Origin of the sequence: Streptomyces sp. NPDC002680, assembly GCF_042889145.1 — a bacterium.
GTDB lineage: Bacteria > Actinomycetota > Actinomycetes > Streptomycetales > Streptomycetaceae > Streptomyces > Streptomyces adonidis.
The window spans coordinates 62,115-77,898 of the sequence record NZ_JBIAQP010000029.1 but is presented as its reverse complement, the minus strand read 5'-3'; the positions used below and the strand labels follow the sequence as shown (position 1 = coordinate 77,898).

The window sequence follows — 15,784 nt, the reverse complement described above, 5'->3', positions numbered from 1 at the left end:
CTGCAGTTTTACGGGAAATATCCGGGTTTGGCCGGATCCCGCCATGGGTACGGCAAGCGCTCGCTTGGCTGAAAGTGATCGCTCCCGCGCCTCCCTCTCGGTGTTCTCGGCCGTCCATCCGTCATTCAGGATGGGCGGCTTTTCGGCCTGTCCGCCCCCAGCCCGCACCTTGAGCGGAATAGACTCAACTTTGTGTACGCTGGTTGTGTCAGTCGTGCAGGGAGAGCCGTGGAGAGGAGACAGCGACCGTGGACGCCGAGCTGACCAACAGGAGCCGGGACGCGATCAACGCGGCCAGCAGCAAGGCCGTGTCCGGGGGGCACGCGGATCTGACCCCGGCGCATCTGCTGCTGGCGCTGCTCAGCGGCCAGGACAACGAGAACATCACCGACCTGCTGGCCGCCGTCGACGCCGACCAGGCGGCCGTACGCTCGGGCGCCGAACGCGTACTGGCCTCGCTGCCGAGCGTGACCGGCGCGACTGTCGCACCTCCACAACCGAACCGGGAACTTCTTTCGGTCATCGCCGATGCGGCCGAACGGGCGAAGGAGCTGGGCGACGAGTACCTCTCCACCGAGCATCTCCTCATCGGCATCGCCGCGAAGGGCGGCGCCGCCGGGGACGTACTCTCCCAGCAGGGCGCCGGCGCGAAGAAGCTGCTGGACGCGTTCCAGAAGAGCAGGGGAGGGCGTCGCGTGACCACAGCCGACCCCGAGGGCCAGTACAAGGCCCTGGAGAAGTTCGGTACGGACTTCACGGCCGCCGCGCGGGAGGGCAAGCTCGATCCGGTCATCGGCCGCGACCAGGAGATCCGCCGGGTCGTCCAGGTGCTGTCCCGGCGTACGAAGAACAACCCGGTCCTCATCGGGGAGCCCGGCGTCGGCAAGACGGCCGTCGTCGAGGGCCTCGCGCAGCGGATCGTCAAGGGCGACGTCCCGGAGTCCCTGAAGAACAAGCGGCTGGTGTCGCTGGACCTCGGTGCGATGGTCGCCGGGGCGAAGTACCGCGGTGAGTTCGAGGAGCGCCTGAAGACGGTCCTCGCGGAGATCAAGGACTCCGACGGCCAGATCATCACCTTCATCGACGAACTCCACACGGTCGTCGGCGCGGGCGCCGGCGGCGACTCCTCGATGGACGCCGGCAACATGCTGAAGCCGATGCTGGCGCGCGGTGAGCTGCGGATGGTCGGCGCGACGACGCTCGACGAGTACCGCGAACGCATCGAGAAGGACCCGGCGTTGGAGCGCCGCTTCCAGCAGGTCCTGGTGGCGGAGCCGAGCGTCGAGGACACGATCGCGATCCTGCGCGGCTTGAAGGGCCGGTACGAGGCCCACCACAAGGTGGTCATCGCCGACAGCGCGCTGGTGGCGGCGGCGACCCTCTCCGACCGTTACATCACGTCCCGCTTCCTCCCGGACAAGGCGATCGACCTGGTGGACGAGGCGGCCTCCCGCCTCCGCATGGAGATCGACAGCTCCCCCCTGGAGATCGACGAACTCCAGCGCGCGGTGGACCGGTTGAAGATGGAGGAACTCGCGCTGGAGAAGGAGACCGACCCGGCCTCGCGCGAGCGACTGGAACGGCTGCGCCGCGATCTCGCCGACAAGGAGGAGGAGTTGCGCGGTCTGACGGCCCGTTGGGAGAAGGAGAAGCAGTCCCTCAACCGGGTCGGCGAGCTGAAGGAGAGGCTCGACGAACTCCGCGGCCAGGCCGAACGGGCCCAGCGCGACGGCGACTTCGACACCGCTTCCAAGCTGCTCTACGGCGAGATCCCCACCCTGGAACGGGACTTGGAGGAAGCCTCGGAGGAAGAGGAGGAGGCCTCCCGGGACACCATGGTCAAGGAGGAGGTCGGCCCCGACGACATCGCGGACGTCGTCGGCGCGTGGACCGGCATCCCGGCCGGCCGTCTCCTGGAGGGCGAGACCCAGAAACTCCTGCGCATGGAGGAGGAGTTGGGCCGCCGCCTGATCGGCCAGAGCGAGGCCGTACAGGCGGTCTCCGACGCGGTACGGAGGACGAGGGCCGGCATCGCGGACCCGGACCGTCCCACCGGCTCCTTCCTCTTCCTCGGCCCGACAGGCGTCGGCAAGACGGAACTGGCGAAGGCGTTGGCCGACTTCCTCTTCGACGACGAGCGGGCGATGGTCCGCATCGACATGTCGGAGTACGGCGAGAAGCACAGCGTGGCTCGTCTGGTCGGCGCCCCGCCCGGCTACGTCGGCTACGAGGAGGGCGGCCAGCTGACCGAGGCGGTGCGCCGCCGGCCGTACAGCGTGGTGCTCCTGGACGAGGTCGAGAAGGCCCACCCGGAGGTCTTCGACATCCTGCTCCAGGTCCTCGACGACGGCCGCCTCACGGACGGCCAGGGCCGCACGGTCGACTTCCGCAACACGATCCTGATCCTGACGTCGAACCTGGGCAGCCAGTTCCTGGTGGAGCCGATGACGTCGGAGGAGGAGAAGAAGCAGCAGGTGCTGGAAGTGGTCAGGGCGTCCTTCAAGCCGGAGTTCCTGAACCGCCTGGACGACCTGGTGGTCTTCTCGGCCCTGAACAGGGCGGAGCTGGAGCGCATCGCGGCCCTCCAGATCGGCCGCCTCGCCAAGCGCCTGGCCGAACGCCGCCTGACCCTGGACGTCACCCCGGCCGCCCTGGCCTGGCTGGCGGACGAGGGCAACGACCCCGCGTACGGCGCCCGCCCCCTCCGCCGCCTGATCCAGACGGCGATCGGCGACCGCCTCGCCAAGGAGATCCTGGCGGGCGAGGTCAAGGACGGGGACACGGTACGGGTGGACGCGTTCGGGGAGGGGCTGATCGTGGGGCCGGCGACCGGAGACACGGGCGGCGGCGCGAGCGGAAAGACGCTCTGAGCTGAATTTCGCCAACCATCGGTGAACCGTCGGGGGCGGGGGTTGCCACCCCCCGCCCCGGATGGGAGAGGATGGCGGAATCCGTACGAAGGGAAATTCACGGTGACCATCGACCCGTCCTCGATTCCGAACTTCGGGGGCCAGCCCGAGCCGCAGCCGCAAGGTCCGGCGGGCCCCGTCGTCCCGGATCAGGACCTTGTCAAGCAGCTCCTCGAACAGATGGAGCTGAAGTACGTCGTCGACGACGAGGGTGACCTCGCGGCGCCGTGGGAGCAGTTCCGCACGTACTTCATGTTCCGTGGTGAGGGTGACCAGCAGGTCTTCTCGGTGCGGACGTTCTACGACCGGCCCCACCAGATCGAGGAGAAGCCCCTGCTTCTCGAGTCGATCGACGACTGGAACCGGCGGACCCTGTGGCCCAAGGTGTACAGCCACACCCACGACGACGGCACCGTCCGCCTGATCGGCGAGGCGCAGATGCTGATCGGGACGGGGGTCAGCCTGGAGCACTTCGTGTCGTCGACGGTGAGCTGGGTGCGGGCCGCGATCGAGTTCGACAAGTGGCTGGTCGAGCAGCTCGGCCTTGAGCAGGAGATCGACGAGGCGGAGAAGCCCGAGGACGACGAAGAGTAGTCGTTCCTGTACGCCTGTACGCGGAGGAGCCCGGCCGGGAGGCCGGGCTCTCGCCGTTTCCGGGCGGTGTGTCCGCCCTCGTGCGGATCAGCCGACCTTGACCGTCCAGGTCGAGGAGTACGTGGTCACCAGACCGGCGGTGGCCGGGCGGTAGACCCGAAGCGTCCATGTGCCCTTGCGCGAGAAGGTGATCTTCGTCGTGGCGCTGCCGCTGGTGGAGAGGGTGGCCCTGGTGAGGGTCGCCCACGTGCCGTTCGTCTGGCGGGCCTGGAAGAGCATCCCGGTCCCCTGGACGTAGGGGGAGCTGTGCGCCGTGTAGGACACGGGCTTGCCGTGGACCGCGGTGGTGGCCGGCTTGGTGACCGTGAGCACGGCCCTGACACCCGAGGTCAGGGTCTTGCTGGTCGAGGACGTCCACGTCAGGTTCTTCGCCGCGGTGACGGCACGCCAGACGCCGTTGTACTTGGCGGTCGCGGTGTAGGTGGCCTTGCCGGTGCTGTCCGCGGTGACGGTCGCCTGGGTCTTCCAGGCGGTGGTTCCCGTCCGCTTGTACTGGAAGGCGACCTTGGCGCCCGCCGCGGGCTTGGCGCCGGTCTGGGTCACGGTGGCCGTGAAGGTCGCCTTGCTGCCGTAGGTACTGGTGGCCGGACCGGTCAGCCGGGTCGTCGTGGCGGCCACGACGCGGACCGGCCAGCTGCTGACGGTGGTGTCGCCGTACTGGGAGACGATGGTCAGCGTGACGTCGTGCACCCCGATGGTCGTGGCCTTCCAGGTGCCGGAGGGCCGCGCGGGGTAGCTGCCGGTGGCGAACGTCGTGCCGTCGACGTCGAGTGTCCAGTGCTCGGCCCGGCTGACGCCGTCGTCGGCGGAGGTCGTGGCGGCGAACTTCCGGCTGCCGCCCGCCACGACGAAGTCCTCGAAGCCGTCCGTCCAGGTCGGCGTGACCTCGGACACCACCCTGACCGGCAGGTCCACCCGGCCGTGGGCGCCACGGTTGTCGACGGAGTCGAACGTCAGCGTGTGGGCGCCGTAAGGGAGCTGGCCGAGGTCGGCGACGAAGCCGTTGGTGTTGCCCTCGTAGGTGTAGGCGCCGACCGGTGTCGTCGCCTGCGCCTTGCCATCGAGCGACACGGTGGTGCTGACCGGGTAGGCGTAGATGAGGTTGGCCGGGAACGTCTTGTTGAGCGCCGACGGGTAGGCGTACGTCACGTACACCGACGTCTCGACCGGGCGGATGACGGTGTCGAGCTTCGGCGTGATGGTGAAGCCGTGGTCGACCAGGGTGTCGGCCCGGACCGGGGAACCCGCGAGGCCGTCCTTGTCGTAGGCCACGACGTAGAGGTCCCCGGCGTACAGCCCGGCCGGGACCGCGCTCGTGTCCAGTGTGGTGGTCCACGTCGCGCCGCTCGCCGGGGAGGTCAGGTCGGTGGCGGGCCAGGTTCTGAGGTGGCTGAAGAACCGTACGCGCGAGACGCCGTTGGTCCCGGTCGCGGTGGCGCGCAGGGCCAGCTCGGCGTCCGCGGACAGGCCCACGGGCTTGTGGTCCGTCCAGGCGTCCGCGCCGGGCAGATCGGGCAGGGTGACGACCGGCCGTCCGTTGTCGACGGTGACGGCGGTGTCGGCCATGACGGTTCGCGGGCGGGGGCTGTCCACGTCGATGTGGACGGTGGTCGCGCCGTCGCTCACCAGCGGCGCGGCCACCCCGTTGGCGCCGCCGAACTGCTGGGTGGCGGTGGTGTCCAGGGTCGCGTGCAGGGTGCAGGAGGGCAGGCAGTCGCCAGGGTTCAGATCGAAGCGTTGCTTGACGGTGCCGGTGCCCTGGTTCATGTTGCTGCCGGTGATGCTGACCACGGCCGCGGTCGGCTCGTCGTCCGGGTCCGCGTGCACCGTGAAGGTGACATCCGTCGTGCCGGTGATCGTCTGCCCGGCGCTGACCGTGCCGTCGCCTCCGGCGGCCGAGGAGATGCCGTCGAACGTGATCACGGCACCGGTGTCGTCGGCGACCGCGGCCGACGCGGGTACGACGGCGCACAGCATGACGGCACTCGCGGCAACGGCGAGTGATCTCACGGATCGGGATATACCCACGTCTCTCCTCCTGCGCCTGCTCCCTGGCTCAGGAGGAGATGGGGAGTGGGTGGCCGCCTCGGCGGCGGTGTGAAGATCTTGGACGGGCCCCGATTGCGTGTCAAGAAATTCACGACTTGTCCCAAGGGGCGATAAGGACTACCGGTGCGCGAACGCCTTGCGGAGCCTCTCCGTCGCGTCCGTCAGTACCTCGGTCCGCTTGCAGAACGCGAACCGTACGAACGGCGCGCCCTCCTCGCGGTGGTCGTAGAAGACCGCGTTCGGGATCGCCACCACTCCCGCTCGTTCCGGGAGGGATCGGCAGAAGGCGAAGCCGTCCGTCTCGCCGAGGGGGCGGATGTCGGTGGTGATGAAGTACGTGCCCGAGGGGGTGAAGACCTCGAAGCCCGCGTCCCGCAGGCCCGCCGACAGCAGGTCCCGCTTGGCGAGCATGTCCGCCCGGAACGCCTCGAAGTACGAGTCCGGGAGGGTGAGGGCCTCCGCCACCGCGTACTGGAACGGGCCCGACGCCACGTACGTCAGGAACTGCTTCGCCGAGCGGACCGCCGTCACCAGGTTTGGGGTCGATGTGACCCAGCCCACCTTCCATCCGGTGAACGAAAACGTCTTCCCGGCGCTCCCGATAGAGACCGTTCGTTCGCGCATGCCCGGGAAGGAGGCCAGCGGCAGATGGCCGGCGTCGTCGAAGACCAGGTGTTCGTACACCTCGTCGGTGACCACCAGGAGGTCGCGTTCCACGGCGAGCTGCGCGATCGCGGTCAGTTCGTCCCGGGTCAGGACCGTGCCGGTGGGGTTGTGCGGGGTGTTGATCAGGAGCAGGCGGGTGCGGGGGGTCACCGCTGCTCGGAGTTCGTCCAGGTCCAGGCGGAACGAGCCTTCGTGCGGGCGCAGTGTGACCGGTACGCGCGTGCCCCCCGCCATCGCGATGCACGCCGCGTAGGAGTCGTAGTAGGGCTCGAAGGCGATCACCTCGTCGCCCGGCTCCAGCAGCGCCAGCAGGGTCGCCGCGATCGCCTCCGTCGCGCCCGCCGTCACCAGGACCTCGCGGTCGGGGTCGTAGGAGAGGGCGTACCGGCGCTGCTGGTGCGCCGCGATCGCCGTGCGCAGTTCGGGGACGCCCGGGCCCGGCGGGTACTGGTTGCCGCGGCCGTCGCGCAGCGCCCGTACGGCCGCCTCGCGGATCTCCTCCGGGCCGTCGGTGTCCGGGAAGCCCTGGCCGAGGTTGATCGAGCCGGTGGCGACGGCGAGCGCCGACATCTCGGCGAAGATCGTCGTCCCGAACTCGGCGAGCCGGCGATTGAGGAAGGGGCGTGCGCTGCTGGTCATGGTCGTCATCCTGCGCCGAAGCTCTGGACTTCCTCAACTCTGCTTTGGCAGGTGAGACAGGCGGGCATCCCCACGTCACGCAAGACGGCGAGGCGCCCACGGGGGGCCGCCTCGGGGGAACGAAAGGAGGGTGACGCCATGGCCGTGGCCATCATCGCCCTTGTCATGCTGGCGAGCCTGTTCATCGTCGTGACCGTGACGGTCCGGGCCGCCCGGCTCCGTCAGCGCAGGAGCAGGAACAGCTGGTGGGCCGGCGGAGCGGCGGGCTCCAGCGGATCCGGGCACTCCGGCAGCAGTACGTCGTGCGGCACGGGTTCCTCCTGCGGAGGAGGCTCGTCCTGCGGCGGTGGGTCGTCCTGCGGGGGAGGCGGGGGCGGATGCGGCGGAGGCAGCTGACACGGGGCAGCTGAGCTCCGGAAGGGGGAACCGCATCCGGACCGCGGGGTGAGCGCCCGCCGGGAGGACGATCGTATTCGTCGTCCCGGCGGGCGCTCGTACGTTCGTGACGTGACCCCGATGTCGCCCCGATGCCACCCCGGCGTCGCCCCGCTCGCGGGGGTTCTTCGCACGCTCGGGCGTACGCCGCGGTTGAACAGTTGAGCTGTGGAGCCCTCTGAGGGATGGAAACCCCACGAAGTTGGGTAAAAACGCTGTGACGGCGCCACCGTTCATGATTCCCTCTAAAACACCAACACAGCCCCTCGGACGTCCCCTGCCCCTGGATGTTCCTCATGACTGGGCTGATCTCCCGGTGTCGCCCCGTGTCGACCGGAGCGCGCCGGACCCACACCTCGCTCGTCCACACCTCACCTCCCTTTGCGTGCTAGCGGAGCCGATCCATGCTCACGACCCTGAACACCGCCTACACCGACACGCGCGCGGCCGACCTCGCCTGGACCCTGGGCCGGGAAGCGCTGCCCGCCCTCGCCACCCTCGACCTCGAACTCGCGGACGCGAAGCTCCAGTTGAGACTCCTCGGCGCCTCCCACCAGGTGCTCCTGGAGGAGGAACAGGGCATCTGTTCGGAGACGGTGGCGTGCATCCCGGGATCCAGCACCCCCCTCCCGCTCGGCGTGGCCAAGCGGGTCGGCGACTGGGAGTACGAGTTCGCGGCGCGGGTGGAGGTCCTGTCGCCTGGGTCGTTCGCCGGGCGCGCCCAGGAGCTGCTGGCCCTGGTCGCCGACCACCCGAACGGCCTGGCCGGTGTCTTCCCCGGCAGCCCGCACGCCTTCACCGCGATGCTGGCCCAGCGGCACGAGGGGCAGGTCCACTGGCGGACCTGGCACGCCTATCCGCAGGACGGGCAGCTGGTGGCGACCAGGACACGGGTCGGAGTGCGGGTGACCGCGGCTCTGTGAGGGATCGCGGGGAGGGGCGTGAGGGGCCCGGGCGGGCTTCACACCGACATCCCCCGCGTAAACAGAGACCACACGTGTGGGTGACGAAGCGCACCGAGGGTGTGACGTAGCGTTCCCAGCGTGATCGAACCGCACGTGCCGGCCCCGCCGGGCAGCCCCCCGCCCTGGGGTGCTCCCGCGCGGCTGCCCGTCCGGCCCGGCACCGGCCGGTTCCTGGTCCTCGCCGGGGTCTTCGTCTGTGCGGCCTGTGGACTGGTGTACGAACTCGAACTCGTCGCGCTCGCCTCGTACTTGATCGGCGACTCGGTCACCCAGGCGTCCGTCGTGCTCTCCGTGATGGTCTTCGCCATGGGCATCGGCTCGCTCGCCGCGAAACGCCTGCGCTGCCGTGCCGCCGCCGGCTTCGGCGCGGTCGAGGCGGCGCTCGCGCTGGTCGGCGGCTGCAGCGCGATGGCCCTGTACGCGGTCTTCGCGTGGACCGGCGACTGGGGCGGCCTGTGGGCGCAGGGCCCCCGCGTCCTCCTCGTCACCTTCTCCCTCGCCATCGGGCTGCTGATCGGCGCCGAGGTGCCGCTGCTGATGGAGCTGATCCAGCGCATCCGCCGCCAGGACGCGGGCGGCGCGGTCGCCGACCTGTTCGCCGCGGATTATGTGGGCGCGCTGGTGGGAGGCCTGGCGTTCCCGTTTCTCCTCCTCCCCTGGCTGGGGCAGCTCACGGGTGCGCTGCTCACCGGGACGGTCAACGCGCTGGTCGGCGGGGCGCTCGTCCTCGGCCTGTTCCGGCGGGACCTGACCCGGCGGGGGCGCTGGCTGCTGGTGGTGGCCAACGTGACCGTGATCGGGCTGCTGGCCGCGGCGGCCGTGCTCGTCGACGACTTCGAACGGGCCGCCCGGCAGGCGGTGTACGGCAACGACGTACGGGTGGCGCTGCGGACGGACGTACAGGAGGTGGTCCTCACCGGGGGCACCGACGGCCGTCCGCTGGGCCTTTTCCTGGACGGGCGGCTGCGGGTCAGCGGGCGCGACGAGCGGCGCTACCACGAGGCGCTCGTCCATCCCGCGATGAACGGGCCGCACGCGCGCGTGCTCGTCCTCGGCGGTGGCGACGGGCTGGCGGCGCGGGAAGTGCTGCGCTATCCGGGCGTACGGCGGGTGGACGTCGTCGAACTCGACGCGGGGGTGGTGCGGCTGGCGCGCACGGATCCGGCCCTGGCCGCTCTGAACGCACACGCGTTCGACGATCCGCGCGTCCATGTGACCACGGCGGACGCCTTCCGGCTGCTGCGGGGGGCGCGGGCCGCGTACGACGTGGTCGTCTCGGATCTGCCCGATCCGGGGATCACGGCCAGTACGAAGCTGTACTCGCAGGAGTTCTACGGGCTGGCGCGCCAGGTGCTGACCGACGGGGGCCGGCTGGTCGTGCACGGCGGGCCGGTCTCCTCCCGGCCGCGCGTGTTCTGGACCGTCGAGGCGACGGTCCGGGCGGCGGGGTTGCGCACGGTGCCGTACCGCGTGGGCGGGCGGGACGCGGGCTTCGCGGCGGGGCCGGACCGTACGGCGTCGGGGGCGGCGCGGGCGCCGCACGACTGGGGGTTCGTGCTGGCCTCGGCCGAGGGGGCGGCGCCCCGGCTGAGGGTGGGCGGGGGTGGTGGGCCTCGGTTGTGGACGCTTGGGCAGGCGGGGTTGGAGGCGGATGCGCGGGCTGCGGAGCGGATGCGGGTGGTGGGGGTGCGGGCTTCTACGTTGGTGCATCCGCGGTACTGAGTGTCGTGGGTGGTGTGGGTGTGGGTGCGGGTGTCTGGCGCGGGTGTCTGGTGCTGGCGACGACGGTGCGGGTGCGGCGACGGCGGTGACGGTGCTGCTGCTGCTGGTGCTGGTGCTGGTGCTGGTGCTGGTGGTGGTGGCGGCGGTGCTGGTGGTGGTGGCGGCGGTGGCGGCGGTGGTGGTGGGTTCGGGGGAGTGGGGCCGCGTGGGTGTGGATCCCGGGGGAATCCCCGGATGCGCGGGTGCGGGGCCGGTCGTGCTGGGTACGCTCGGCTGTCATGGAGCATGAGGTGTTCGTTCCGGTTCCGGCAGAGCGGCTGAGGGACGTGCTCGCCGACCCCGTACGCATCGCCCGGGCGGTGCCCGGACTCCAGCAGGACGCGGGCACCGAGCCTGCCGTGTCCGGGGTCGCGGGGCGGCTGAAGGTGCGGGTCGGGGGGCACACGATCACGTATCGCGGGTCGTTGCGGGTCTCTGTCGTGGATGCGGGGGAGGACGCGTACGTGGTGGAGGGCGATGCCGTCGAGGTGCGGGGCGGTGGGGCCGTGAAGCTGGCGCTCACCTTGCGGGTACGGGGTGTCGAGGGTGGCTCGGCGTTGGTGTTCGGGGGGACGGTGAGCGCCGACGGGCGGGTCGGGGAGCTTCCGGCGGATGCCGTTGCCGCTGCGGGGGTGCGGTTGGTGCGGCGGTTCGGGGAGAACCTGGGGGAGGTTGCGGGGGAGGCCTCTGAGGAGGCTGCGGCTGGGGTACCTACGGTCGTTGCGGACGTCGAGGATTCCGACGCCGAACTTTCTGATGAGCCTGATGAGCCTGGTGTGCTTGACGACGATGTTTTTGACGAGGGTGAGCAGGTTTCCGAGGGGTTCGTGGATGCGGGGGAGCCGCCGGCGGAGGCGGCTCATGCGCGGCGGACGATGATCGGGCGTAGTGCGGAGGAGGTTGATCATGCGCCTCCGCGGGGGCGGTATGCGCCTGTGCCGCCGCCGGAGCAGGTGTCTGGGAGTGTGACGTTGCGGTGGGCTGCGCCGGCTGCGGCGTTGGTGGTGGCGTCGGTGATTGTCGCGGGGCGGGTGCTGCGGAAGCGGCGCTGAATCGGTGGGGTTTGTTTCGCCCCCGCCGCCCCTACCCGTCCCATCCCTGGGGGCTGCGCCCCCAGACCCCCATATCGCGCTGAACGCGCTCGTCCTCAAACGCCGGACAGGCTGGATGTGGTGCCGGCCGGGGCTTGATCTTTTAGCCCGTCCGGCGTTTGAGGACAAAGGGGGTCTGGGGGCGCAGCCCCCAGGGATGGGAATGGGTAGGGGCGGCGGGGGCGAAGAAGTGGCCGGTAGGGTCGGGGTGTGAGTAGTGATGACTTCAGCTTGGGCGCGGGTGACGCGGAAGTGACCCTGCAGCCGGGGAACGGTGGGCGGGTCGGTGGGCTGCGGGTCGGCGGTGTCGAGCTGTTGCGGCAGGGCGAGCGGTTCGGGTGCTTTCCGATGGTTCCTTGGTGCGGCCGCATCCGGGACGGCCGGTTCCTCGACGGCGGCACAGTGCGGCAACTGCCGCTCAACTCCCCACCCCACGCCATCCACGGCACCGTCCGCGACGGCGCCTGGCGCGTCGCCCGCAGGACGGCCGACGAGGCCGTCATCACGTACGACCTGGTCGACCCCTGGCCCTACCCTGGCCGCGTTACCCAGGTCGTCCGCCTCACCGCGGACTCCCTCACGCTCACCATGGCCGTAGAGGCGCACGAGTCTTCGTTTCCGGCGCAGATCGGCTGGCATCCGTGGTTCAACCGGAACCTCGGAGCTCTCGGGGGTGAGGACGTACGGCTCTCCTTCGAACCCTCCTGGCAGGAGGAGCGCGGTGATGATCACCTGCCCACCGGGAACCGGGTCGAGCCCAAGCCCGGGCCCTGGGACGACTGCTTCGGGATGCCCGGCAGTGTCGATGTGACGCTCACCTGGCCTGGGGAGCTGGAGCTGAAGGTGGCGAGCCCGGAGGAGTGGGTTGTCGTGTACGACGAGCAGGAGGCCGCCGTATGCGTGGAACCGCAGACCGGGCCGCCCGACGGGCTCAACAGCCTGCCCCGGCTCGTCACGCCCATCGAGCCGCTGGAGGCCACCACCACGTGGACTTGGCGGCGGCTGGGAGCTGTCTAAGCTGGCAGCATGACGACGACGGACGTGCGTGACGCGCTGCTGCAGCAGATCAAGGACAAGGCCGTAGTGCACGGCAAGGTGACCCTCTCCTCGGGGCTGGAGGCGGACTACTACGTCGACCTCCGCCGCGTCACCCTCGACGGCGAGGCCGCCCCGCTGGTCGGGCAGGTGCTCCTGGACCTGACCGCGGACCTTGACTTCGACGCGGTGGGCGGGCTCACGATGGGTGCCGACCCCGTCGCCGGCGCCATGCTGCACGCGGCCGCCTCGCGGGGGCAGAAGCTCGACGCCTTTGTCGTGCGCAAGGCCGCCAAGGCTCATGGCATGCAGCGGCGGGTCGAGGGCCCGGAGATCGCGGGGCGTCGGGTGTTGGTCGTCGAGGACACCTCCACCACCGGCGGGTCCCCGCTCACCGCCGTCGAGGCCGTGCGGGAGGCCGGTGCCGAAGTCGTCGGTGTCGCGACGATCGTCGACCGGGCCACCGGTGCCGCCGAGAAGATTCAGGAGGGCGCGGGGGTTCCCTATCTGTTCGCCTTCTCGAAGGACGAGCTGGGGCTGGACTGACAGCTCGGTCAGGTCAACCGGACCCGCACCTTTTCTGGGCGGGTCCGGGGGCGATTGCGATGTCGCCCCCGGTCGGATGCGACCAAGAATGATCAACATCGGTCAAGGGGGGGCGGTGTGTCTTCAAGACATGTTCAGATGCCCATCGAATTAGATAAACAAGGCGCCTGTACACAACTTCTTGTTAGCGTCGCGATGTGACCACACACTGCCGCTACCTCGGCGTTCTGAGGCTTTCCCAGGACAAGGACACCTCCACGTCGATCCAAGGCCAGCGAGAGGGCATCGAGTACCACGTCAACGCTCCCCACTTCTCCGGAAGCATCGTCGGCTGGGCGGAGGACACGGACGTGTCCGGAGGGCTGTCTCCGTTCAAGCGTCCGCAGTTCGGCACATGGCTGACGCGGCGGGCCGACGAGTTCGACGGGATCATCGCTCTGAAGGTGGACCGCCTCACCCGCCGGGCGCTCCACTTCAACCAACTCCTCGACTGGGGAAGCGAGAACGGCAAGCGCATCATCTGCGTGACCGAGGGATACGACTCCCAGAACCCGCAGACGAAGATGATCGCGCAGATGATGGCGGTCTTCGCGGAAGCCGAGCTCGACGTCATCACCCAGCGCATCAAGGACGGCGTACAGGACCGGCTCGACAATCGGTCCTGGATCAGCGGCACGCCGCCCATGGGATACGCCATCAAGAGCGTCCCGGGCCAGAATCGCAAGATCCTCGTACGTGACCCCGGTTACGCGCAGGTCATGGACCGCATCCTGCAGGGGATCGCCGATGGGAAGACGCTCAACAGGATCGCGCTCGAACTCAACGAGGCAAAGGAACTGACCTGGAGCGACTACCGGTTGACACTCCGTGGGCTGGAGCCGAAGGGCGCGTACTGGCAGCAGACCACGCTTGGCAACGCCGTACGGCGCCCCACGTTCGCGGGCGTTTACACGTACAAGGGCGAAGCCGTCGAGGACGGGAACGGGAACCCGGTTCTGATCGCGGAGGACCCGTTCATGCCTTTCGAGGACTGGTCGGGGCTTGTAGCGCGCCTGGAGCCGAAGAAGCAGGACGGGGAGGCTCGGGGGCGACTCTCGAAGCACGCTCTCACCGGGATCGCCCTCTGTGGCAGCTGCGGCAGCGGGCTCGGCTCCACCTCGGTGAACCAAAAGCACGGCCGGTACCACGCCTACTACCGCTGTTCGCGGCGCGCCAAGAAGGGCGCGTGCGAGGCGAAGATGAACATGCGTGTGTCCGAACTCGAAATGATCTTCGACGGGCTCTTCGACGACACCATCGGTGACCTTGAGGTGATGAGCAAGGTGCTGGGGAGTCGGCGCGAACTCGAAGGGGCCGTTGAAAAGGTCGAGCGGCGGCTGGTGAAGCTGGAGCACGACTACACCGCCGGGCGGTATGACACCCCGGACATGGAGGGGACGTACTGGCGACTCCTGAAGGCACAGACGGCGAAGCGCGCCTTGCTCCGGGAGCAGCTGGCGGAGGCGACGGAGGACACCTTCAAGGGCACGGGCAGGAGGTTTCGTGACGTCTGGGCCGGCATGGAGGCGCAGGATCGCAAGGCGTTCCTGCGTGAGCACGGTGTCAGTGTCCGGGTGTGGCAGGACCTGGTGCCCTGGGCCAAGTACAGCGCGGTCATCGATTTCGGGGACATCGTCGGCCTGGCCAGGGCGGCCGGACTTCGGCTCCCGGGTGGCGTGGAGCGGCTGATGAGCCACTACCGGTGCACCTCGGACGACATTCCCCGGCGGCCGGTACGGTGATCCCAATTACGCGGAGCGGGGTCTGACATGGTGGGAAACCGGTGACTATCGGGCGCTGTCACCCTGTCGGGGCAGCGGTAGCCTTGTCGGCGCATACAAGACGGCCGAACAGCCACGGCGCAGTGGCGCTCCCCGGCACGCGAAACCCGCACGAGAGGATTGTGTCTTGGCTATCGCAACCCCTGAGGTCTACAGCGAGATGCTCGACCGGGCCAAGGCGGCCAGGTTCGCCTACCCGGCCATCAACGTGACCTCGACCCAGACCCTGCACGCTGCGCTGCGCGGCTTCGCGGAGGCGGAGAGCGACGGCATCATCCAGATCTCGACGGGTGGTGCGGAGTTCCTCGGCGGGCAGTACAGCAAGGAGATGGTCACCGGTGCCGTCGCCCTGGCCGAGTTCGCGCACATCGTCGCCGAGAAGTACCCGGTCACGGTCGCCCTGCACACCGACCACTGCCCGAAGGACAAGCTCGACGGGTACGTACGGCCGCTGATCGCCGTATCCGAGGAGCGCGTGAAGGCCGGGCGCAACCCGCTCTTCCAGTCCCACATGTGGGACGGCTCCGCCGAGACCCTCGCCGACAACCTCTCCATCGCGCAGGAACTGCTGGAGCGGGCCCGCGCCGCCAAGATCATTCTTGAGGTCGAGATCACGCCCACGGGCGGGGAAGAGGACGGGGTCTCCCACGAGATCAACGACTCCCTCTACACCACCGTCGACGACGCCGTGCGTACGGTCGAGGCGCTGGGGCTCGGTGAGAAGGGGCGCTACCTGCTGGCCGCCTCCTTCGGCAACGTCCACGGCGTCTACAAGCCGGGCAACGTCGTGCTCCGCCCCGACCTCCTCAAGGAGCTGAACGACGGCGTCGCCGCGAAGTACGGCAAGCCCGCCGGCGCGCAGCCCTTCGACTTCGTCTTCCACGGTGGCTCCGGCTCCACGGAGGAGGAGATCGCGACCGCGCTGGAGAACGGCGTCGTCAAGATGAACCTCGACACGGACACGCAGTACGCCTTCACGCGTCCCGTCGCCGACCACATGTTCCGCAACTACGACGGCGTCCTCAAGGTCGACGGCGAGGTCGGTTCGAAGAGCACCTACGACCCGCGTACGTGGGGCAAGCTGGCCGAGAAGAGCATGGCCGCGCGTGTCGTCGAGGCCACGCAGAACCTGCGGTCGGCCGGTACGAAGATCAAGTAGTCCCCAAGGGTCCCTGGACCCTTTCGCGAGCCCGGCGTCCGTCCACTGTCGACGG

12 protein-coding genes are annotated in these 15,784 nt (G+C 69.5%); 10 read left to right on the top strand and 2 right to left on the bottom strand.

The window, feature by feature from the left end:
- The first annotated feature begins 248 nt into the window (after window positions 1–248).
- Window positions 249–2,870, top strand: a complete 2,622-nt coding sequence (gene clpB, locus ACFYXF_RS48430; RefSeq protein ID WP_389360146.1) for an ATP-dependent chaperone ClpB — start codon at window positions 249–251, stop codon at window positions 2,868–2,870.
- A 102-nt stretch (window positions 2,871–2,972) separates the two neighbouring features.
- Entirely contained in the window at window positions 2,973–3,503 is a 531-nt protein-coding gene (locus ACFYXF_RS48425) for a YbjN domain-containing protein (protein ID WP_235476233.1), read from the top strand.
- 87 nt (window positions 3,504–3,590) lie between these two features.
- On the opposite strand, the gene ACFYXF_RS48420 is transcribed toward ACFYXF_RS48425, so the two are convergent.
- Both ACFYXF_RS48420 and ACFYXF_RS48415 read right to left on the bottom strand, forming a co-directional pair.
- Window positions 3,591–5,573: a hypothetical protein gene (locus ACFYXF_RS48420; protein ID WP_389360144.1), complete on the bottom strand. Its 1,983-nt coding sequence runs from the start codon at window positions 5,571–5,573 to the stop codon at window positions 3,591–3,593.
- Window positions 5,574–5,729: 156 nt separating this feature from the next.
- On the bottom strand, window positions 5,730–6,926 hold the full coding sequence (locus tag ACFYXF_RS48415; protein ID WP_389360142.1) for a pyridoxal phosphate-dependent aminotransferase: 1,197 nt from the start codon (window positions 6,924–6,926) through the stop codon (window positions 5,730–5,732).
- A gap of 830 nt (window positions 6,927–7,756) precedes the next feature.
- Here ACFYXF_RS48415 and ACFYXF_RS48410 point away from each other — a divergent pair.
- The 8 genes from ACFYXF_RS48410 (at window position 7,757) to fbaA (ending at window position 15,729) form a co-directional block, all read left to right on the top strand.
- Window positions 7,757–8,275, top strand: coding sequence for a DUF2617 family protein (locus ACFYXF_RS48410; RefSeq protein WP_389360140.1), 519 nt, complete (start codon window positions 7,757–7,759; stop codon window positions 8,273–8,275).
- A 120-nt stretch (window positions 8,276–8,395) separates the two neighbouring features.
- Window positions 8,396–10,039, top strand: a complete 1,644-nt coding sequence (locus ACFYXF_RS48405) for a polyamine aminopropyltransferase (RefSeq protein ID WP_389360138.1) — start codon at window positions 8,396–8,398, stop codon at window positions 10,037–10,039.
- Between the two features lie 43 nt (window positions 10,040–10,082).
- Entirely contained in the window at window positions 10,083–10,328 is a 246-nt protein-coding gene (locus tag ACFYXF_RS48400) for a hypothetical protein (RefSeq protein WP_389360136.1), read from the top strand.
- Window positions 10,318–11,130 carry an SRPBCC family protein gene (locus tag ACFYXF_RS48395; RefSeq protein WP_389360134.1) on the top strand — a complete coding sequence of 271 codons (813 nt, stop codon included), beginning with the start codon at window positions 10,318–10,320 and terminating at the stop codon, window positions 11,128–11,130. The genes ACFYXF_RS48400 and ACFYXF_RS48395 overlap by 11 nt, the downstream gene beginning before the upstream one ends.
- A gap of 249 nt (window positions 11,131–11,379) precedes the next feature.
- Window positions 11,380–12,186: an aldose 1-epimerase gene (locus ACFYXF_RS48390; protein ID WP_389360132.1), complete on the top strand. Its 807-nt coding sequence runs from the start codon at window positions 11,380–11,382 to the stop codon at window positions 12,184–12,186.
- Between the two features lie 9 nt (window positions 12,187–12,195).
- Window positions 12,196–12,750, top strand: a complete 555-nt coding sequence (gene pyrE, locus ACFYXF_RS48385; protein ID WP_389360130.1) for an orotate phosphoribosyltransferase — start codon at window positions 12,196–12,198, stop codon at window positions 12,748–12,750.
- 197 nt (window positions 12,751–12,947) lie between these two features.
- Window positions 12,948–14,531, top strand: a complete 1,584-nt coding sequence (locus ACFYXF_RS48380) for a recombinase family protein (protein ID WP_389360128.1) — start codon at window positions 12,948–12,950, stop codon at window positions 14,529–14,531.
- Window positions 14,532–14,697: 166 nt separating this feature from the next.
- Window positions 14,698–15,729: a class II fructose-bisphosphate aldolase gene (fbaA, locus tag ACFYXF_RS48375; protein ID WP_389360126.1), complete on the top strand. Its 1,032-nt coding sequence runs from the start codon at window positions 14,698–14,700 to the stop codon at window positions 15,727–15,729.
- The last annotated feature ends 55 nt before the right edge of the window (window positions 15,730–15,784 follow it).